Source organism: Streptomyces sp. NPDC048751 (assembly GCF_043198595.1).
Lineage (GTDB): Bacteria > Actinomycetota > Actinomycetes > Streptomycetales > Streptomycetaceae > Streptomyces.
The window spans coordinates 331,102-350,135 of the sequence record NZ_JBICUX010000001.1 but is presented as its reverse complement, the minus strand read 5'-3'; the positions used below and the strand labels follow the sequence as shown (position 1 = coordinate 350,135).

Here is a 19,034-nt window from a genome sequence, read left to right as displayed (position 1 = left end):
TCCCCGCTGATGGAGATCAACGAACTCACGCCGGCCGAACAGCGCGTCTGGCGGGCCTTCGCCACGGGTGCGGAGGTGGACTTCCGCGCGGAGGCCGGCGACTGGGGGCCGCAACGGACCGTCCGGGCACGGGTGTTGCGGACACTGTTGCTGAACGGGCCGCACGAACCCGGGGAGATAGCGGCCCTCAAGATCAGGGGAGCGCTCGTCACCGGCTCGCTGGAGCTGCGGTACGCGGCGGTCGACAGTGTCATCCACCTGACCCACTGCCGTTTCGAGGCCGCCCCCGACTTCGTCGGCGCCCACCTGCGCTATCTCAGCCTGCGCGACTCCGAGATGCCCGGCCTGTCGGTGACACGGGCCCGGATCGACGGCAGCCTGCGGCTGACGCGATGCCGCTTCGGCGGGCCGGTGCGGCTGGACGGGGCGCAGATCGCGGGCGCGCTGTTCCTGGAGGGGGTGGAGGTCGACGTGGCGGCGCCCACGCACCCCGTGCTCCAGCTCAACCAGATCACCGTCGACGACGACCTGTGCGCCCGGGGCCTGCGCGCGCACGGTCTGATCCGGCTCGACGGCGCCGGTGTGGCCGGCTCGCTCGATCTGGAGGACGCCGAGCTGAGCAACCCCGGCGCCCAGGTGCTCGACGCGGAGGCCGTCGAGATCGGCGCCAACCTGCTGGGCCGACGGCTGCGCGCCCAGGGCCGGATCGACCTGCGCGGCGCCCGGATACCGGGCCGCGTGGATCTTCTGGACGCCCACCTGTCCAACCCCGGCGGCACCGCGCTGCGGGCCAGCAGTTGTGTGATCGGCGAGTTCTGGCTGCGCCGGGGGCCCCAGGTCGAGGGGCTGCTGAACCTGCGCCGGTCCGAGATCAACCAGCTCGACGTGGAACCGGAGATGCTGCCCGACCAGGTGCGGCTGCTCGACCTCACCTACACCTTCCTCACCCCTCACGAGCCCGCCGAGCGTCGGCTGCCGATGCTGGAGCGCGACGGCGAGGGGTTCGACCCGCACGCCTACGAGCAGTTGACGGCCGCGTACCGCCGCATCGGCGACGACCAGGCCGCCCGGCTCGTCCAGCTCGCCAAGCAGCGCCGCCGCCGGTCGACACTCCCCTGGTACGGCCGGGTGTGGGGCCACCTCCAGGACGCGGCCGTCGGCTACGGCTTCCGCCCGCTGCGCGCCGCCGTGTGGCTGCTGTCCCTGCTCGCGGTCGGCTCGGTCGCGTACGCCGGGCACCACCCGCCCGCGCTCAAGGCGGCCGAGGCGCCCGACTTCGACCCGGTCTTCTACACCCTCGACCTGCTCCTGCCGGTGATCTCCTTCGGGCAGGAGGCCGCGTTCGCCCCGACCGGCTGGTACCAGACGCTGTCGTACGTCCTCATCGTCACCGGCTGGATCCTGGCCACGACGGTCGTCGCGGGCGTGACCAGGACCGTCAGCCGGCAGTGAGGCGGTGCGCCGCGTCAGCGGGCCGCGTGCTGGGCGGCCAGCCTCACCTGCGCGTTCGCGGCGCCGTAGCCCTGGTAGCCGCCGTCGCGCTGGACAAGTTCGAAGAAGACCCGGCCCACGGTGTGGGTGTAGCAGTGCCGGAACACACCGTGGGCGTCCCGGTCGTAGAGGATGCCGAGTTCGCGGTACGTCTCCAGCTCGCCCTCGGCGAACCCGAAGCGTGCAGCGAGGTCGTCGTAGTAGTTGGCGGGGATCGGCAGCAGGCGGCCGCCGGACGCGGTGAAGCGGCGGGCCGCGGCGACCACGTCGTCGGTGGCCAGCGCGATGTGCCGGGCGTGCGCGGCGTCGTCGCCGGGCGCGGCGCCGACCGTGAGCGGGATCCGGACGCTGCCGTCGGCGGTGGTGACCGCGCGGCTGCGCAGCAGACCGTACGGGTCGGCGACGTCCACGCTCTCCTGGGCGTCGAGGCCGAGGACGCCGCGGTGGAAGAGGACGGCCTCGTCGTAGTGGTGCCAGGGCTGGGTGAGGGAGAGGTGGTCGATCCGGACCACGCCCCCGTCGGCCCCGGGGGCCCGCGTGACGTCCTCGAAGTCCGCCCGCCAGTTCGGCAGCCCGGGCCGGTCCGTCGCGCACAGGAAGAGTTCCGTGCCGTCGGGGGCGGCGACGGCGTCGAGCGGGGCGTCCTCGGGGGCGCGCCGGCGCGGCAGGACGGGGGCGAGCAGGGCCTCGGCGCGGCGGGCGGCGGCGGACGGGTCCGGTGACTCCAGGCCGATCGCGGCGAGGCAGGTGCCGTCGCGGCCTCCGGCCGGGCCGGTGTTGACCAGGACCCGGGCCTCGCCCTGTTCCCACAGGTCGACGGGCTTGCCGCGGTGGCGGGCGGTGCGGGTGAAGCCGAGCGCGGCGAGGACGGCGGAGACGGGCGCCGCGTCGGGCGTGACCAGTTCGGCGAAGGCGACCCCGGTGGGGACGGTGGGCGCGGGCAGGGCGGCGAGACCGGCCTTTCCCTCGCCGACCCCCCCGCCGATCTCCTCGCCGAGCACGAGCAGCGAACGGCGGGCGTCCACGGCGGTCGGGCCGGCCTCGGCCTGCCGGAACACGTCGTTGAAGACCTCCAGGGAGAGCGGCCCGTCGTAGCCGGTGCGCAGGACATGCCGGACGAGCCCGGCGACGTCGAAGCCGCCCTGGCCGGGGAAGCAGCGGTGGTGCCGGCTCCACTGGAGGACGTCCATGGCGAGCAGCGGGGCGTCGGCCAGCTGGAGGAAGAAGATCTTCTCGCCGGGGATGTCCTCGATGCCCGCGAGGTCCTTCGGGTCGGAGGTCCGGGACAGGATGTGGAAGCTGTCCAGGCAGGTGCCGAGCGCCGGGTGGTCTGCGGTGTCGACGATGCGCCAGGCGTGGTCGTAGGTGCTGACGTGACGTCCCCAGGCGAGCGCCTCGTAGGCGACGCGGATGCCGAACTCCTGCGCCAGGTCGGCGAGTCGGCAGAGCTGCTCGGCGGCGAGCGCGTCGTCGTCGACGGCGCGCGGATGGACGCTGGAGCAGACGAGGACGGTGTCCGCGCCGAGCTTGCCCATGAGGTCGAACTTGTGGCGGGCGCGGCGCAGGTTGCGGGCGAACTCGTCGGCGGGCACGGCCTCGATGTCCCGCATCGGCTGGTACAGGTCGATGCCGAGACCGAGGTCGGCGCAGCGGACGCGGATCTCCTCCGGGGTGAGGGGACTCGCGAGCAGGTCGTTCTCGAAGATCTCGACACCGTCGAAGCCGGCCCGGGCGGCCGCGGTGAGCTTCTCGGTGAGGGATCCGCTCAGGGAGACGGTGGCGATGGACGTGCGCACCTCGGTACCTCTCTCTCCTGGTCTCTACCGGGGGGCCTTGACGGCCTCGGCCAGCTCGGCGAACGCGGCGAGCATCCGTGCGCTGTCGGGTTCCCGGCCGGTGAACAGACGGAACGCGTCGACGGCCTGGAAGACGGCCATGCCGCCGCCGTCGAGGGTGACGCAGCCCAGCGCGCGGGCGGTGCGCAGCAGCTCGGTCTCCAGCGGTCGGTAGACCACGTCGGCGACCCACAGCCGGGGGTGCAGCAACTCGGCGGGCAGGGGCGGTCCGGGGTGGGCGGCCATGCCGGCGGGGGTCGCGTTGACAAGGCCGCCGACGCCCTGGGCCTCGGCGAGGAGCTGGGGCAGCCGGTCCGGGGCCGCGGCGGCCGCCCGGTCCTCACCGAAGCTCCGGTTCAGGGACGCGGCGAGGGCGGCGGCCCGCTCGGGCAGCGCGTCGACGACGGTGACCCGTTCGGCGCCGAGGGTGAGCATGGCGTGCGCGACGGCCGCGCCCGCGCCGCCGGCGCCCAGCTGCACGACCCGCTCCAGCGGTACGTCGGGCAGGCCGCGCGCGAAGGAGGCGGCGAAGCCGGTGACGTCGGTGTTGTGGCCGACCGCGCGTCCGCCGTCGAAGACGACGGTGTTGACCGCGCCGAGCGCCTCGGCCTGCGGGGAGAGCGCGTCCAGGTGCGGGATGACCAGCTGCTTGCAGGGGTGGGTGACGTTCAGCCCGTCGAAGCCCAGGTCCCGGGCGGCCCGCACCAGATCGCCCACCGCCTCGGGCGGGACGCCCAGGCGGTCGATGTCGATCAGCCGGTAGAGGTAGCGCAGACCCTGCCGGTCCGCCTCGCGCTGATGCAGCGCCGGACTCAGCGAGGGGCCGATACCGGAGCCGATCAGCCCGACGAGATACGAGTCCTTGGGCACAGGGCCTCCCGAGCCGCTCAACAATGTACGAACTGGTGAGTTAGTCATAGCAGCCGGAAGGCGCCCCTGGGAACCCCTCCCCGGGGAACCCGCACGTGCCGGGCCTCCCCCACAACCCAGCTTCTACAATCACCGGCACAGGCCCTACGCCCGAAGGAACCCGATGACCAGCGTCGACGAACCGGCAGCATCGAACGGGCGCATCCGTGACGCCGCCCGCACCCGGGCCGAGATCCTCGACGTCGCCACGCAGGAGTTCGCCCGGGCCGGCTACGACGGGGCCCGCGTGGACGAGATCGCCGCCCGCACCCGCACCACCAAGCGGATGATCTACTACTACTTCGGCGGCAAGGAACAGCTGTTCACGGCCGTCCTGGAGCGGGCGTACGGCGTGATCCGCGAGGCCGAGCAGAGCCTCGACGTCGACCACCTCGACCCCGTCGCGGCCATCCGGCGCCTGGCCGAGCTCACCTTCGACCACCATGAGCAGCACCCCGACTTCATCCGCCTGGTCAGCATCGAGAACATCCACGGCGCGGAACACATCGCGGCCTCCGAGAAGCTCGGCCGGATCGGCTCGCCCGCCCTCGACGTGATCCGCCGGATCCTGGCGTCGGGCCGGGAGTCCGGCCTGTTCACGGCCGACGTCGACGCCGTCGACCTGCACGCGATGATCAGCTCGTTCTGCTTCTTCCGGGTCGCCAACCGGCACACCTTCGGCGCGCTCTTCGGCCGGGACCTGGTGGACCCGGCCCAGCGCGAGCACTACCGCACCATGCTGGGCGACATGGTGATCGCCTACCTGACGGCGGAGCGCTCGGCGGAGTGAGCGCGCCGCGCGCGACCTCTTGACACCCGGGGAAACAACGGCGCAACATCCCACCCACCGCGACTAACTACCCAGTGGGTTAATTAGCCGAGATCCGGCACCTCCCCGCCTCCGCTCACAAGGAGCACGCCGTGTCCGTCCCCGCCCCGTCCCCGCCCACGGGCCAGCCGAAGAAGGCCGCCACTGCGGCCTGGATCGGCAGCGCCCTGGAGTACTACGACTTCTTCATCTACGGCAGTGCCGCCGCGCTGATCTTCCCCGAGATCTTCTTCGACAAGTCCGACCCGGCGACCGCCACCCTGCTGTCGCTGGCCACGTTCGGCGTCGCGTACGCCGCCCGTCCCGTCGGCGCCCTGTTCCTCGGGCACTTCGGCGACCGGGTCGGCCGTAAGAAGATCATGGTCTTCACGCTGATCCTCATGGGCCTGTCGACGTTCCTCATCGGCTGTCTGCCCACCCGCGCCCAGGTCGGCACCCTCGCTCCCGTCCTGCTGGTCCTGTGCCGGGTGCTGCAGGGGATCTCGGCGGCGGGCGAGCAGGCCAGCGCCAACTCCATGACCCTGGAACACGCGCCACCGCACCGGCGCGGTTTCTTCACCAGTTTCACGCTCAGCGGCACCCAGGGCGGGCAGCTCCTCGCCACGCTGGTCTTCATCCCGGTCGCCGCGCTCCCCGACGACCAACTGCTGTCCTGGGGCTGGCGGATCCCGTTCTGGCTGAGTGTCGCGGTCGCGGTCGTGGGCTACGTCATCCGGCGCAAGCTGGAGGAGACCCCGGTCTTCGCGGAGCAGCAGGCCTCGGGCGAGGGCGTCGCCAAGCTGCCGCTGGCGGTGCTGCTGCGTGAGCACTGGGCGGATGTGCTGCGTGTGATCGCGGGCGCGCTCGTCGCCTCGGTCAGCACGATCTTCACGGTGTGGGCGCTGGCGTACGCGACGAGTGACTCCGTCGGGATGAGCCGCTCCTCGATGCTGTGGGTGGGCGCGCTGGCCAACCTGGTCGCGCTGGCCGCGATCCCCCTGTGGGCCACGCTGTCGGACCGCGTCGGCCGGCGTCCGGTGTACCTGGTCGGCGCCGCGGGCAGCGCGGTGACGATGTTCGCCTACCTCTGGGCGATCTCGACCGGCTCGTACCCCCTGACCCTCCTGCTGGGCATCGTCGCCTTCGGGGTCGTCTACAGCGCCGCGAACGGCGTGTGGCCCTCCTTCTACGGCGAGATGTTCCCGACCCGCGTCCGGCTGTCCGGCATGGCCGTCGGCACGCAGATCGGCTTCGCCGTCGCCGGCTTCGCGGTCACCTTCGCCGCGCAGATCGCCGGCCCCGACGGCGACGACTGGTCGGCGGTGGGCCTGTTCACCGCGGCCCTGTGCGTCCCGCCGGTCGTCGCCGCGCTGTCGGCCCGCGAGACCGCGAAGGTCCCGACGGAGCAGCTCGGCGAGCGGGCACGGCGGGAGGAGTCCCCGGCGGAGACGGTGACGGCCTGACGGCTCCTCACGACCGAAGCCCATGCGCCGGGGGTCCCCGACCCCCGGCGTCCGCCTACTGGTTGGACCAGCCCCGTCGGCACAGCACCAGCCGGTAGCCGTCGGGGTCCTCGATCGTCACACCCCACTCGTTCCAGTACGGGTTGGGCGACGCGACCCGCTTCCCGCCGTGCTCCTCGAGGCGGGCCACCAGATCCTCCGGCACGGGCCCGTCGACGTACACGACGAGGAGATCCTCCTCGGTGGGCCGGGGTTCGACGGGGTGGGCCGCCTCGTGCACGAGTTCCAGATGCCAGTCGGCGTCCGGCCACCCCACCATCAGCAGATCGTGCTCCCCGGGTTCCGCCCCGCCCTCGGCCCGCCATACGATCCCCAGCCCCAGCCCGTCCACCCAGAACCGCTCGGCCGCGGCGAGGTCGCGGGAAGGACGGGCGACGCGGATGTGACTGCGACCGTTGACCGGCATGAAGGCTCCTCTTCGTCCAGGGCGTTGCCCGGTCAGCGTAGAAGAGGAGAGGGAGAAGAGGGGGAGCAGACGGGAAAGGGGAGTACCCACTCCTTTCCACTCTCAACATATAGCGCACTGGGGGGCTTGCGGCAAGGCCCCGGGCGTACCGCAGAATTGCCGACCTACCCCACCTGGATGCCTTGCCGTGCGCCATGGCCGCGAACCGGCCTCTTCATCGGAGCTGATGCAGTGAACCCCCTGTCCACCAGTGCCTTCGACCTCCCCGACACCCTCTCCGCCAAGGCCGACCCAAAGCTGATCGCCGGCGACGAGCAGCACTTCGCGGCCATCGCGGAGTGCCTCGAGCAGTCGATCGCCGAACTGTCCGACCGTCTCGACGCGGAGCGCAGGGCGCCCGGCGGCCTGGGCCGACAGGCGATGGACCGGGACGCGGAGATCCACCGGCTGACCGCGCGCCTGCGCGCGCTGCGCCGCTTCGGTCTGGACCTGTGCCTCGGACACATGGTCGGCACGGACGACGACGAGCCCGTGTACGTGGGGCGGCTCGGCCTGACGGACAGCGAGGGCCGTCGGCTGCTGGTCGACTGGCGCTCCCCCGCGGCCGAACCGTTCTTCGGAGCCACCCACGCCAACCCGATGGGCCTGGCGAGCCGCCGCAGGTACCGCTGGACCCGAGGCCGGATCAGCGACTACTGGGACGAGGTGTTCACCTCGGACGGGTTCGTCGGGCACGCCGCGCTCGACGACCAGTCCGCCTTCATCGCCAGCCTGGGCAGCGACCGTTCGCCACGGATGCGTGACGTGCTCGGCACCATCCAGGCCGACCAGGACGCCATCATCCGCGCGGGCTCCCGCGGCGCCCTCGTCGTCGACGGCGGTCCGGGCACGGGGAAGACCGTCGTCGCCCTGCACCGCTCCGCCTATCTCCTGCACTCCGAGCCCCGTCTCGGTCACCGCCGCGGCGGCGTGCTGTTCGTCGGCCCGCACCGGCCCTACCTGGCCTACGTCGCCGACGTCCTCCCCAGCCTCGGCGAGGAGGGCGTGCAGACGTGCATCCTGCGGGACCTCGTGGCCGAGGGAGCCGAGGCGACCGTCGAGGCCGACCCGGAGGTGGCCCGCCTGAAGTCGTCCGCGGACCTGGTGAAGGCGATCGAGAGGGCCGTCACGTTCTACGAGGAGCCGCCCGCCAAGGGGATGACGGTCACGACCCACTGGTCCGACGTGCGGCTCAGCGCCGACGACTGGGCCGTGGCGTTCGAGGCGGCGGAGCCGGGCACCCCGCACAACGAGGCGCGCGAGCAGGTCTGGGAGGAGCTGCTCACGATCCTGATGGACAAGCACGACGGCGACGCCCCGCCCGCCCTGCTGCGCAAGTCGCTGCTGCAGAACAGGGAACTGGCGGCGGCGTTCCACCGTGCCTGGCCGCTGCTCGAAGCAGCCGACCTGGTCGGAGACCTGTGGACGGTGCCCGCCTACCTGCGGATGTGCGCTCCCTGGCTCGCGCCCGACGAGGTGTCACTGCTGCAGCGCCCGCAGGCCCAGGCCTGGACGGTGTCCGACCTGCCGCTGCTGGACGCGGCACGGCAGCGGCTCGGCGACCCGGAGGCGGCGAGGCGCACCCGCCGGCACAAGGCCGTCCTCGCCGCCCAGCGCGAGCGTATGGACCAGGTCGTCGACAACCTGATCCGGGCCGTGGCCGACTCCGGCGCCGACGGAGACGACGGCGAAGGCCTGGTGACGATGCTGCGCGGCGAGGACGCCAAGGTCAGTCTGGTCGACGACGCGGAACTGACCGTCGCCGACCCGGACCTGCTCGCCGGCCCGTTCGCGCACGTCGTCGTGGACGAGGCGCAGGAACTGACCGACGCGGAGTGGCAGATGCTGCTGCTGCGGTGCCCGTCCCGCAGCTTCACGATCGTCGGGGACCGCGCCCAGGCCAGGCACGGCTTCACGGAGTCGTGGCGGGAACGGCTGAAGCGGGTCGGTCTCGACCGGATCGACCTGACCTCACTGAGCGTCAACTACCGTACGCCGGAGGAGATCATGACGGAGGCCGAGCCGGTCATCCGGGCCGTGCTCCCGGACGCCAACGTGCCGACCTCCATCCGCAGCGGCGGGGTCCCCGTCGTCCACGGCTCCGCCTCGGACCTGCACTCGATCCTCGACACCTGGCTCGCGGCACACGCCGAGGGCATCGCCTGTGTCATCGGCGATCCCACGTTCCGGCCGACGTCGTCCCGCGTCCGCTCGCTGACCCCGCAGCTGTCGAAGGGGCTCGAGTTCGACCTGGTCGTCCTCGTCGACCCGGAGAAGTTCGGCGAGGGCGTCGAAGGAGCGGTCGACCGGTATGTCGCGATGACCCGCGCGACCCGGCAACTGGTCGTCCTCAGCGGCTCCTGACGTCGTGCGCGTGTACGCGCGCCGACCGTCAGAAATACGTTGCCGTACGACAACCAGTCCGCCTACGGTCTCGATCATGCTGCCTCCGGTGGAAACAGACGAAGAATGGGACGCGGTCATTGCCGACGAGACGGTGATGCGGGCCGGGGCGGAGGACCTCTGCGGGCGCCTCGGTCTGGCGGGCGCACCGCTGACCCGCTTCCCGGACGGGACGCAGCCGGTCTACGCCGTCGGTGACGACCTCGTCCTCAAGCTGTTCCCCGGATCCGCCGCGCGGGACGGCCTCGCCGAAGGGCGTGTGCTGTCCCATCTCCACGGGTTGCTGCCCGTGCCGACCCCCCGGGTGGAGGACTTCGGGGCGTACGAGAACGGCTGGCGGTACGTCCTGATGTCGCGGCTGCCCGGCGAGAACCTGGCCCACGTCTGGGAGCGCGTGCCGCAGGCCGACCGGGAGCGGCTGGTCGCCGAGATCGGCCAGCTCCTCGCCGTACTCCACTCCCTGGACCCCGCTCCCCTGGAGGACGTGCTGGGGCCCGGGAGTTGGGGCGCGTTCACGGACCGCCGGCGCCGCGAGACCGTGGAGCAGCAGCGCGGGCACGGGCTGTCGGCAGCCTGGCTGGATCAGATCCCGGAGTTCCTCGCCGCGGTTCCCCTGCCGCCCGCTCCGCGCCGTTCCCTGCTGCACACCGAGATCATGCGGCAGCACTTCCTGGTCGACCCCGACGGCTGGCGTCTGACGGGGCTCTTCGACTTCGAGCCGGCCATGATCGGCGACCGTGCGTACGACTTCGTCGGGGTCGGCCTGTTCGTCACCCGGGGCGACCCGAAGCTGCTCGGCCGCCTCGCCAACGCGTACGGACATGCCTTCGAGCCGAGGGTGCTGCTCGCGTACACGCTGCTGCACGTGTACAGCGACCTCCCCTGGTACATGCGGGAACTGGGCACCCCCGCCGAGGAGACACTGCCCGCGCTGGCCCGGGCGTGGTTCCGCACGGCGTGACCTCGGTGGTCAGCCTTCCTTCCAGACCAGGACCTTCAGCACCGCGCCGGTGACCCGCACCGGCACCGTCTCGAAGGCCTTCAGCCGGATGCGCATCTGACGGCCGGAGCCGATGCGGCCGGTGATCGGTAATTTGCCGAACGTCTCGCCGGAGGTGCCGACGAGTTCGCCGATGGGGTGGTCGGTGACGTACCCGCCGGTGGCGTCGACCTCCGACTGGCGGACCTGGAGGACACGGCCCGCCGCGAGGCCGGAGACCCGCAGGTTGAGTTCGCCGGTGAAGCGGGCCGGGCCGCGGACGAAGACGGAGCCGTCGTTGGCGTGGCCGCCGGGTTCGTCGGCCCACTCGGCGGTGAACTCTATGGCGTCCCAGGCGCCGCCGGGCCGGAGCGCGAAGGGCGCGTCGATGCCGAGGTTGACGTAGAGGGGCATGGGGTCCTCCTTCTCCCAGCGGCCGGCCGGCAGTGCCAGGCAGTCGGCCAGATCACGGCGGAAGTCCTTCATGGCGAAGCCGCGCGGGTCGGGCTTCCAGTCGCTCCACTCCAGGTGGCCGATCGCGCTCTTGTGGCTCCAGCCGTGGGCGCGGCAGATCGCGGCGTTGGCCTTGACCATCGCGACGTACTGGGCGCGCGGCCACGGGTCTTTGCCGGTGCCGAGGTTCTCGCACTCGAAGCCGTAGAAGTGGCGGTTGCCGTCGACCGCTCCGCTGGAGCCCTCGTGCTGGTGGGGCGCGGGCGGGCGGTCGCCGTACGACTCCGCGCGCACGGCGGCGAGTACGGCCCCGTCGCCCCCGCCGGCGTGGTTGGCGCGACCGTTGCCGACGAGGTGGACGACGCCGTCCTTGGTGATGCAGCCGGTGGCCAGCGGGCCGGGCAGGTCGCTGCGGCCGTCGTAGATGAGGTCGACGACGTCGACCCCTGGCCCGGTCGCGGTGTGGTGGTCCATCACGCCGTACACCGGGCCCCAGGCGCCCACACCGTTGCGGTTGTGGGTCCGCCAGCCGCGGACCTCGTGCACGGTGCAGCCCTCGGCGAGCAGTGCGGCGAGCAGTCTGGCAGCGCTGAGCGGTGCGGCCATCGGGCCTCCGATCCCTCTCGTCACCCCTTACGCAGGGTAGGACGGCAGGGCGGGCTCGGCTGGAGGAATCCAAGCCATCACAGGAGCGCACAGTTGTCGCTCGAACACCCCTCCGGCCCGATCAGGCCTGGGCGGCCTCGGGGATGCCGTACGCCCGGTCCACGCGCAGCCGGACCACCAGGCGGCGGTCCCGGACCATGGCGGCCCGGAAGTCGTCCCAGTCGGGGTGCTCGCCCTGGACGTCGCGGTAGAGACGGACCAGTTCCTCGACCGTCTCGTCGTACGGGTCCTTCGCGACCGGCGCGAGGTCGGCCGTGCCCTCGACGACCGTGTAGGCGCGGTGGCCGGGGGTGGTCACGTGGTACGAGGCTCGCGGATCCCGGCGCAGGTTGCGGGTCTTGGCGCGGTCGTCGGTGACGGAGATCCGGACGATCCCCTCCTCCGGGTAGTAGTGGTGGCTCACGTTCGACAGCTGGGGGCGGCCGTCGCGTTTGAGGGTGACCAGCACCCCGGTGCGGCCGTCGGAGAGCAGCGCGAGCAGTGCGTTCTGGTTCGCGTCCTGAGTCATGACTGCAACAACCCGTGTCGGCGAGCCGCGATTCCCCCCGCGAGTAGACACTGTCTACGCGCTGCTGGTAGACAGTGTCCATGACCTCATCCGAACCAGGGCTGCGTGCCCGGCTCGTCGACGTCGGTGTGGACCTGGTGACCCGCGAGGGCGCCCAGGCGCTGACCCTGCGGGAGATCGCCCGGCGGGCCGGTGTCTCGCACGGCGCGCCCCGCCGGTACTTCCCCACCCATCTGGAACTCCTGTCGGCCATCGCGCGCCGCGGCTTCGCCGACCTGGGCCGGCGGGCCGCGACGGCGATCGGCGACGGTACGGCGAGTCCGCGCGCACAGCTGACGGAGCTCGGGCGGATGTACCTGGACTTCGCGCTCGGCAACGCCGGGATGTACGAGCTGATGTTCCGTCACGACCTGCTGGAGAGCGGTCATCTGGGCCTGCGCGACACCAGCCTTCCGCTCTTCGGTGTGCTGGTGGACCTGGTCGGGCGGACCCGTCCCGACGTGGACGCCCGGGCCGTCGCGGGCGCGTTGTGGGCGAACCTGCACGGCATCGCCCAGCTGTGGGCCTGGGGCAGTCTCCAACTGGCCACCGGCACGGAGGACTTCGTACCGCTGCTGCGGACGGCCCTGGACGCGCACCTCGGGCCGGAGGACGGCCGGTGAACCGCGCTCTGACGCTGACGAGCAGCGTGGCCGGAGCGGTGATCGTCGCCCTGGACGGCACGGTGCTCGTCATCGCGCAGCCCACCCTGCGGCACGACCTGGACGCCTCCCTCACCCAGGTCCAGTGGACCAGCACCGGGTATCTCATCGCGGTGGCGGGCCTGTTGGTGTTCGCGGGGCGGCTCGGCGACCGGTACGGGCACCACCTGACCTTCGGGGTCGGCATGGTCGGCTTCGGGCTCGCCTCGGCGGGCATCGGGTTCGCGCCCGGGGTCGGCTGGGTGATCGCACTGCGGATCGCGCAGGGCGTGTTCGGCGCGCTGTCGCAGCCGGCCACCCTCGGCATGCTGCGGGCCGCGTACCCACCGGAGCGGCTGCGGCGGCCCCTCGCCCTACGGACCGCCGGCATCGGTGTGGCCGCCGCCGTGGGGCCGGTCGTCGGCGGAGCCCTGGTGACCGGCTTCGGATGGCGGGCGGTGTTCTTCCTCACCGTGCCACCGGCCCTGGTGCTCGGCGTGCTCGCCCTCACCGTCAGGAACCCGCCCAGGGCCTGTCGTTTGGATCAGGCCGGCTGTAAGTCCCGGTGCCTTGCAGCCGACCCGAGCGGGGGCTGGTGCGTGCAGCTGCAAGGCGGAGGAGGGCGTCAACGCGGAGCGTTGGCAACTGACGACAACGCGGCAGATGTGCGTGCCAGCCCCCGCGACGCCGGGCTGATCCAAACGACAGGCCCTAGGCCCGCCCGCAGCGGGGCGCCCGGTCTGGACCTGCCCGGTGCCCTGCTCCTCGCGCTCTGTCTGGCCTGTCTGGTGCACACCCTCGTCGCGCTCCCCGCGTCCGGGCGGCTCCCGGCCGGCGGGCTCGGCCTCGCCGTCGCCGTCGTCGCCGGTGCCGTCCTCGTCCGGCACGAGCGGCGCACGGTGAGCCCGCTCGTGCCGTCGGACGTCGTCGGCGTACCGGCCGTGAGTGCGGCGCTCGGGGTGCTGGTCGCCGCGTCGGCCGCCCTGAACGGCACGCTGTTCGCGTGCGTCCACATCCTCCAGGGCGAGCTGGGCCTCGACGCGTTCCGCAGCGCCCTGGTCAGCGTGCCACTGGCCGTCCTGATGGTGGTCGCGGCGATGGGCTGTCCGGTGCTGCTGCGCCGGGCCGGTGTCCGGCGCACGACGGTGGGGGCGACGGTCGTGCTCGCGCTCGGCGTCCTGGTGCTCTCCCGGGCGGCGGACACACTCACGCTGTGCGCCGGTTTCGCGCTGCTGGGCGCGGGGTTCGGGACCGTGATGGTGGCGGCGACGCATGTCGTCGTACGGCGGGCTCCCGTGGCGTCGGCCGGGGTGGCGGGCGGGTTGCAGCAGACCGCGATGAACGTCGGACCGGTGCTGGGCGTGGCCGTGGCGGCCCTGCTCATGGGGCTCGGCACGGCTCGCTCGCCGATGCTCGTCCTGGCCGCTGTGGCCCTGGTCGGGGCGGTGGCCGGGTGCGCGCTGCCGGGGCGCGCTGTCGCGATGATCACAGATCAGGACGATGCGGAGGACCGCTCAGGTGTTCCTGCGCGACGATGAGTCTGAGGCCGTCCGGGCGAGTATGCCCGAGCGCACCTCGACGAACGCGATGGAGGACAGAGTGATGGCACAGCTGCGGCAAGAGGTCGAGCCGAGCGAGGTCGGGCTGGACGCGAGGGCGCTGGGCCGCCTCGACCGGCACGTCGCCCGCCTCGTCGACGAGGGGCGGCTGCCCGGCTTCCTCACGGCGGTCTCCCGCGGCGGTCGCGTCGCCCACCTCACCACGTACGGTCGTCGTGACGTCACGGCCGGTCTCCCGGTCGAGACCGACACCCTGTACCGCATCTACTCCATGACCAAGCCGGTCACGTCCGTCGCCGCGCTGATGCTGGTCGAGGAGGGCGCGCTGTCGCTCGACGACCCGGTCGCCGAGCATCTCCCGGCCTTCGCCGAGCAGCGGGTGTACGTCGACGGTACCGGTGCCGGGATGCGGACCCGCCCGGTCGAGGACCCCATACGCGTGCGGCACCTGATGACCCACACCGCCGGTCTGACCTTCGCCTTCTACCACTGCCACCCCGTGGACGCCCTGTACCGCGAGGCCGGTCTGGAGTCGGCGGTGCTGCCGGGCTCGGACCTGGCCGGGACCGTCGAGGCGTACGCGCGACTGCCGTTGCAGTTCGAGCCGGGGACGCAGTGGAACTACTCGGTGGCCACCAACGTCCTGGGCCGGGTCATCGAGGTCGTCTCCGGCAAGCCGCTCGACGTGTTCATCGCCGAGCGGATCCTGGGACCGCTCGGCATGACCGACGCCGGGTTCCAGGTCACGGACGAACAGGCCGGGCGGCTGGCCGAGTTGTACGGCGACACCGACAGCGGCATCGAACCGATCGCCGGGCTCCCGCTGTTCGGGCGCCCCCGGTTCCTGTCGGGCAGCGGCGGCATGGTGGCGACCGCACACGACGTGCACCGGTTCATGGAGCTGCTGCGGCGGCGCGGCGAACTCGACGGCGTCCGTCTGCTCGCCCCCGAGACCGTGGACCTGATGACGAGCAACCACCTGCCCGGCGGCGCCGACCTGCGCGAGGTCGGCAGCCGTCCCGCCCACGACGAACCCGGCAACGACGGCGTCGGCTTCGGCCTCGGTGTCTCCGTGGTGATCGACCCGGAGCGCACGCAGGCCCCGTCCGGCCTCGGCACCTACGGCTGGAGCGGGGTGGCCACGACGACGTTCTGGGTCGACCCCGGCCGTGATCTGACCTTCCAGTTCCTGACTCAGCTGCGGCCGAGGAAGTCGCTCAAGCTCTATCCCGAGCTCAAGCGACTGCTCCACGAGGCGATCACGGACTGACCCCGGCCCCGGGTCACTCCTGGGCGCTCAGGGTGAACTCCACTCCGTCCCGGGCGAGTTCGTCGAGCCACTCCTGCGACCGGGCTGCCGTCTCGGCGGCGCGGCTCAGCCCGGCCGGCAGGGAGCCGTCGAGTATGTGGCGGACGCCCAGGGCGAGGGTGCGGGAGACACAGCGGGCCATGGCGCTCTCCCGCGCGTCGCCCTCCAGGTCCAGGAGGTAACTGCCGGACCAGGTGCGGTCGTTGGCGGCCCGCACATCCAGCGACACCGCGAGCACCACACGGTCGCGGTCGGCGTCCGTGGTGGGGTAGGTGTCCGCCAGCTCCCGTGCCAGCGCGGCGATCCGGGCGTCGTCGCCCGCCTTGAGCTCCTCGAACACCGCGTCCCAGGCCCGCAGCCAGCCGTCCAGGCGCAGGGTGCCGCGTACGAAGCGCGACGGCTTCCACGCGGAGGGCAGTTCGTACTGGGCGACGAACGGCACGCTGTCGCGGTTGGGGTAGACCTCGAAGGTCTCGCCGCCGACTGGTGCCGCGGCAGACGTTGCCTGCCGCGGCACCAGGTGCGGACGGGTGGCCTCCCAGGGCCGCTCCGCGACGGTCTCGGCGCCGTCCTCGATGTAACGGGCGGGCGAGCGCAGGGCGTTGAGGACGCCGAGGGGTGCCCAGCTGAAGCGGTAGCGGAAGTCGTTGGGGACGGCCGGGATGCCCCCGCAGTACGAGGTGAGCTCGTACGACGCCGCCGTGCCGTCGCCGATCGCCTCCCGGGCGCGGGCGACGAGGCTGTGCGCGAAGAGGTGGTCGATGCCCGGGTCGAGCCCGGCCTCGGTCAGCACCACGACCCCGGCCGCCGTGGCCGCGGGCACCTGCTCGAGGACGGCGTCCGAGACGTAGCTGGAGCAGGCGAAGTGGGCCCGCCGTCGTACACACGCCGCCAGCAGCGACGCGTGCTCCGGGGCGGGCAGCATCGACACGACGACGTCCCCGGGCGCCAGCTCCGCGGTCAGCGCGTCGAGCGTGTACGCGCGTGGCTCGGCGCGGCCGGTGAGGCCCCGTCGGCCGAGGGACTCGGCGGCGCGCTCCTCGGTGCGGTGCCACAGCCGTACGCGCGCGGCGTCGGCGCACAGCGCGGAAAGGCCGCTGCCGGTGGACAGTCCGGCGCCGACCCAGTGGACGGTGCCGCTCGCGGGAACCGGCTCAGTCATTGCGGAACTCCCTTTGCTCGATGCCGAGTTCACGGCAGGCCTGGTGGAACCGGTCCAGACAGCGTCCCCAGGGGCCGCCGGTGGTGAAGTCGAGCAGCTGGAGCAGCAGGGCCGCCGAGAAGTCCACGCTGGACTCGCGGGGCAGGAGGGAGGGCAGGTTGTCGATGGCGATCAGGTCGAGCGGGGGTTCCTTGCGCAGCCGCCGTACCGGGTCCGTCCACTCGGTGGTGCGGTCGTAGACCGGCAGGACGTTGAGGGGCGAGCCTACGTCGCAGGTGACGTCGGAGAGGGTGCGCAGTCGGCGGGCGAGGTCGTCGAGGTCCTGGTCGCGGACGAAGGGCGGCACCGGGGTGGTGGCGAGCACACAGTTGACCAGGACGTCGTGGTCCAGCAGGGCGCGGCGGTCCAGGTCGCGGGTCTCGGCCAGGTCCCAGCAGGTGGGCTCGATCCCGGCCGCGTGGAACGCGACCCGCGCGCCCCGGCCGCTGCGGCCCAGGGCGCCGATCACGAGCGCGGTGAAGTCCTCGCCCCCGGCGTCCCCGGCGCCCGCGCGCAGCGTGTCGTCCAGCTCGTCCTTGTCGGTGGGCCGCAGCGGCGCCACAAGACGGCCGCGGTGCTGGAGCACGGCCAGGGCGGCGCCCAGATAGCCGGCCCAGAAGCCGAAGGCGGCGAGCCGCCGGCCCTCGTCGTCGACCAGGTACTCCAGGTCGAGCAGCGCCCCTCCCCCGGCGGCGAACCGGCGCAGCAGCTCGACGGCTCCGGGCTGCTGTTTGTAGGCGTGGCCGAAGAAGACGTGGCGGTGCGTCAGTTCGGCGGGCGCGTCGGGGAGTTCCTTCAGGCCGAGGACGACGGCGTCACGGGGCGCCGACACCCACGAGCCCGCGGGGGCGACACGGCAGCCGACCGCCTCGTACTCCTCCACGGGGAAGATCCGCTGCGGGGACTCCTCGACGGTCAGAGCCACTCCGGCCTCGATGAGCCGCCGTGCGTCGTCGGGCACGATCGGGGTGCGCCGCTCGGTGGTGCGGACCTCGTGGCGCAGCCACAGGTGGAGTTCCGTCATACGCAGTTGACCTCCGGACGCGGGGCGTCGGCCGCGAACCGGCCGGCGCTCAGGGGGCTGACGTCCACGAAGGGTACGCGGCCCAGGTACAGGTCGCGGACCACCTCGCCGACGGCCGGTCCCTGGAGGAAGCCGTGCCCCGAGAAGCCGGTGGCATACAGAAAACGGGATACCGAAGTCGCCTCGCCGATCAGCGCGTTGTGGTCCGGGGTGACCTCGTACAGACCGGCCCAGCCGCCGGTGCGGCGCGTGTCGAGCAGGGCGGGGGCGCGGCGCTGCATGGCCGCGGCCAGTCGGGGGATCCAGCGGTCGTGGGTGTCGGTGGCGAAGCCGGGGCGTTCGTCGGGGTCGGACATGCCGACGAGGAGACCGGGGCCCTCCGCGTGGAAGTAGAGGCTGCTGGTGAAGTCGATGGTCATGGGCAGCCCGGCCGGCAGTCCGGGGACCGCTTCGGTGACCGCGATCTGGCGGCGCAGGGGCTGCACCGGCAGGTCCACGCCGACCATGGCGCCGATCGCCCGGGACCAGGCGCCGGCCGCGCAGATCACCGTGTTCGTGGCGATCCGGCCGAGGGTGGTCACGACGGCGGTGATGGTGTCGCCGCGCAGTTCGATGCCGGTGACGGCGGTGTGGCGCAGGATCTGCACGCCCCGCCCGCGGGCGGCGGCCGCGTAGCCGTGGACGACGGCCTCGGGGGTGCAGTGGCCGTCGTCCGGCGAGTAGGCGGCCGCGAGGAGGCCGTCGGTGCTGATCAGCGGGGAGAGGCGGCGGGCCTCGGCCGGGGTGATCATGCGGCTGGGCACGCCGAGGGAGTTCTGCAGCGCGACGCCCGCCTCGAAGGCGGCCACCTCCTCGGGCGTCGACAGCAGGAACAGATAGCCGACCCGGTGCAGCCCGATGTCCTGTCCGAACTCCTCGCCGAACCGCCCGAACGCCTCCAGGCTGCGTGCCCCGAGCTGGATGTTGAGCGTGTCGGAGAACTGCGCCCGTACCCCGCCCGCGGCCTTCGAGGTGGACCCTGCGGCCAGTTCGTCGCGTTCGACGAGAACGACGTCACGGACGCCCGCGGCGGCCAGGTGGTGAGCGATGCTGGTGCCCATCACACCGCCGCCGATGACGACGACCGAGGCATGCGTGTTCACTCGGGCGGCTCCCCTTTGTGTGTGGCTCGGTTCGCCTGTGACGGCGAACGGCCCCGGCAATGGCGCCGGGGCCGGATGCGTACTCCTGGGATACCGCCC

Annotated in this window: 16 protein-coding genes; 8 read left to right on the top strand and 8 right to left on the bottom strand. The window is 72.5% G+C overall.

Annotated features, from left to right (window positions below; genetic code table 11):
* Positions 1-9: 9 nt before the first annotated feature.
* Positions 10-1,452 (top strand): membrane-associated oxidoreductase, encoded by a 1,443-nt coding sequence (locus ACGFNV_RS01540; protein WP_393618477.1) that lies wholly within the window; start codon positions 10-12, stop codon positions 1,450-1,452.
* 14 nt (positions 1,453-1,466) lie between these two features.
* Here ACGFNV_RS01540 and ACGFNV_RS01535 read toward each other — a convergent pair whose 3' ends face one another.
* Positions 1,467-3,287 carry a bifunctional sugar phosphate isomerase/epimerase/4-hydroxyphenylpyruvate dioxygenase family protein gene (locus tag ACGFNV_RS01535; protein WP_393618475.1) on the bottom strand — a complete coding sequence of 607 codons (1,821 nt, stop codon included), beginning with the start codon at positions 3,285-3,287 and terminating at the stop codon, positions 1,467-1,469.
* Between the two features lie 24 nt (positions 3,288-3,311).
* Entirely contained in the window at positions 3,312-4,196 is an 885-nt protein-coding gene (locus ACGFNV_RS01530; RefSeq protein WP_393618473.1) for a shikimate dehydrogenase, read from the bottom strand.
* Between the two features lie 163 nt (positions 4,197-4,359).
* On the opposite strand from ACGFNV_RS01530, the gene ACGFNV_RS01525 reads away from it, so the two are divergent.
* Both ACGFNV_RS01525 and ACGFNV_RS01520 read left to right on the top strand, forming a co-directional pair.
* The gene (locus ACGFNV_RS01525) at positions 4,360-5,025 is read left to right on the top strand and encodes a TetR family transcriptional regulator (protein WP_393618471.1); all 666 of its coding nucleotides are present in this window, start codon (positions 4,360-4,362) and stop codon (positions 5,023-5,025) included.
* Positions 5,026-5,156: 131 nt separating this feature from the next.
* The gene (locus tag ACGFNV_RS01520; protein ID WP_393618470.1) at positions 5,157-6,506 is read left to right on the top strand and encodes an MFS transporter; all 1,350 of its coding nucleotides are present in this window, start codon (positions 5,157-5,159) and stop codon (positions 6,504-6,506) included.
* Between the two features lie 55 nt (positions 6,507-6,561).
* On the opposite strand, the gene ACGFNV_RS01515 is transcribed toward ACGFNV_RS01520, so the two are convergent.
* Positions 6,562-6,972 (bottom strand): VOC family protein, encoded by a 411-nt coding sequence (locus ACGFNV_RS01515; protein WP_393618468.1) that lies wholly within the window; start codon positions 6,970-6,972, stop codon positions 6,562-6,564.
* Between the two features lie 231 nt (positions 6,973-7,203).
* Between ACGFNV_RS01515 and helR the strand changes: the two genes are divergently transcribed.
* A complete protein-coding gene (helR, locus tag ACGFNV_RS01510; protein ID WP_393618466.1) occupies positions 7,204-9,375 on the top strand; it encodes an RNA polymerase recycling motor ATPase HelR in 2,172 nt (723 codons plus the stop codon).
* A gap of 76 nt (positions 9,376-9,451) precedes the next feature.
* Positions 9,452-10,375, top strand: a complete 924-nt coding sequence (locus ACGFNV_RS01505) for a phosphotransferase family protein (RefSeq protein WP_393618465.1) — start codon at positions 9,452-9,454, stop codon at positions 10,373-10,375.
* Positions 10,376-10,384: 9 nt separating this feature from the next.
* On the opposite strand, the gene ACGFNV_RS01500 is transcribed toward ACGFNV_RS01505, so the two are convergent.
* A complete protein-coding gene (locus tag ACGFNV_RS01500) occupies positions 10,385-11,452 on the bottom strand; it encodes an N-acetylmuramoyl-L-alanine amidase (protein WP_393618463.1) in 1,068 nt (355 codons plus the stop codon).
* 121 nt (positions 11,453-11,573) lie between these two features.
* Positions 11,574-12,020 (bottom strand): PPOX class F420-dependent oxidoreductase, encoded by a 447-nt coding sequence (locus ACGFNV_RS01495; protein ID WP_393618461.1) that lies wholly within the window; start codon positions 12,018-12,020, stop codon positions 11,574-11,576.
* A gap of 80 nt (positions 12,021-12,100) precedes the next feature.
* On the opposite strand from ACGFNV_RS01495, the gene ACGFNV_RS01490 reads away from it, so the two are divergent.
* The 3 genes from ACGFNV_RS01490 to ACGFNV_RS01480 all read left to right on the top strand — a co-directional run bounded on the left by ACGFNV_RS01490 (position 12,101) and on the right by ACGFNV_RS01480 (position 15,529).
* A complete protein-coding gene (locus ACGFNV_RS01490) occupies positions 12,101-12,682 on the top strand; it encodes a TetR/AcrR family transcriptional regulator (RefSeq protein WP_393618459.1) in 582 nt (193 codons plus the stop codon).
* Positions 12,679-14,238, top strand: coding sequence for an MFS transporter (locus tag ACGFNV_RS01485; protein WP_393618458.1), 1,560 nt, complete (start codon positions 12,679-12,681; stop codon positions 14,236-14,238). Before ACGFNV_RS01490 ends, ACGFNV_RS01485 begins: the two co-directional genes overlap by 4 nt.
* Positions 14,239-14,302: 64 nt before the next feature.
* Positions 14,303-15,529: a serine hydrolase domain-containing protein gene (locus ACGFNV_RS01480; RefSeq protein ID WP_393618456.1), complete on the top strand. Its 1,227-nt coding sequence runs from the start codon at positions 14,303-14,305 to the stop codon at positions 15,527-15,529.
* Positions 15,530-15,542: 13 nt separating this feature from the next.
* Here the strand turns inward: ACGFNV_RS01480 and ACGFNV_RS01475 are convergent, their stop codons facing one another.
* The 3 genes from ACGFNV_RS01475 to ACGFNV_RS01465 are packed head-to-tail and all read right to left on the bottom strand — an operon-like array spanning position 15,543 to position 18,935.
* Complete coding sequence (locus ACGFNV_RS01475) at positions 15,543-16,730, bottom strand: saccharopine dehydrogenase family protein (RefSeq protein ID WP_393618455.1); 1,188 nt, start codon at positions 16,728-16,730, stop codon at positions 15,543-15,545.
* Positions 16,723-17,793: a saccharopine dehydrogenase gene (locus ACGFNV_RS01470; RefSeq protein WP_393618453.1), complete on the bottom strand. Its 1,071-nt coding sequence runs from the start codon at positions 17,791-17,793 to the stop codon at positions 16,723-16,725. Before ACGFNV_RS01470 ends, ACGFNV_RS01475 begins: the two co-directional genes overlap by 8 nt.
* Positions 17,790-18,935 (bottom strand): NAD(P)/FAD-dependent oxidoreductase, encoded by a 1,146-nt coding sequence (locus tag ACGFNV_RS01465; protein WP_393618452.1) that lies wholly within the window; start codon positions 18,933-18,935, stop codon positions 17,790-17,792. Before ACGFNV_RS01465 ends, ACGFNV_RS01470 begins: the two co-directional genes overlap by 4 nt.
* Between the last annotated feature and the right edge of the window lie 99 nt (positions 18,936-19,034).

What these genes read in the sequence shown, in the direction of transcription:
- ACGFNV_RS01540 (WP_393618477.1), top strand. Translation starts at nt 10, where the DNA reads ATGGAGATCAACGAACTCACGCCGGCCGAACAGCGCGTCTGGCGGGCC.
- ACGFNV_RS01525 (WP_393618471.1), top strand. Translation starts at nt 4,360, where the DNA reads ATGACCAGCGTCGACGAACCGGCAGCATCGAACGGGCGCATCCGTGAC.
- ACGFNV_RS01515 (WP_393618468.1), bottom strand. Translation starts at nt 6,972, where the DNA reads ATGCCGGTCAACGGTCGCAGTCACATCCGCGTCGCCCGTCCTTCCCGC.
- ACGFNV_RS01505 (WP_393618465.1), top strand. Translation starts at nt 9,452, where the DNA reads ATGCTGCCTCCGGTGGAAACAGACGAAGAATGGGACGCGGTCATTGCC.
- ACGFNV_RS01500 (WP_393618463.1), bottom strand. Translation starts at nt 11,452, where the DNA reads ATGGCCGCACCGCTCAGCGCTGCCAGACTGCTCGCCGCACTGCTCGCC.
- ACGFNV_RS01495 (WP_393618461.1), bottom strand. Translation starts at nt 12,020, where the DNA reads ATGACTCAGGACGCGAACCAGAACGCACTGCTCGCGCTGCTCTCCGAC.
- ACGFNV_RS01490 (WP_393618459.1), top strand. Translation starts at nt 12,101, where the DNA reads ATGACCTCATCCGAACCAGGGCTGCGTGCCCGGCTCGTCGACGTCGGT.
- ACGFNV_RS01480 (WP_393618456.1), top strand. Translation starts at nt 14,303, where the DNA reads ATGGCACAGCTGCGGCAAGAGGTCGAGCCGAGCGAGGTCGGGCTGGAC.
- ACGFNV_RS01475 (WP_393618455.1), bottom strand. Translation starts at nt 16,730, where the DNA reads ATGACTGAGCCGGTTCCCGCGAGCGGCACCGTCCACTGGGTCGGCGCC.
- ACGFNV_RS01470 (WP_393618453.1), bottom strand. Translation starts at nt 17,793, where the DNA reads ATGACGGAACTCCACCTGTGGCTGCGCCACGAGGTCCGCACCACCGAG.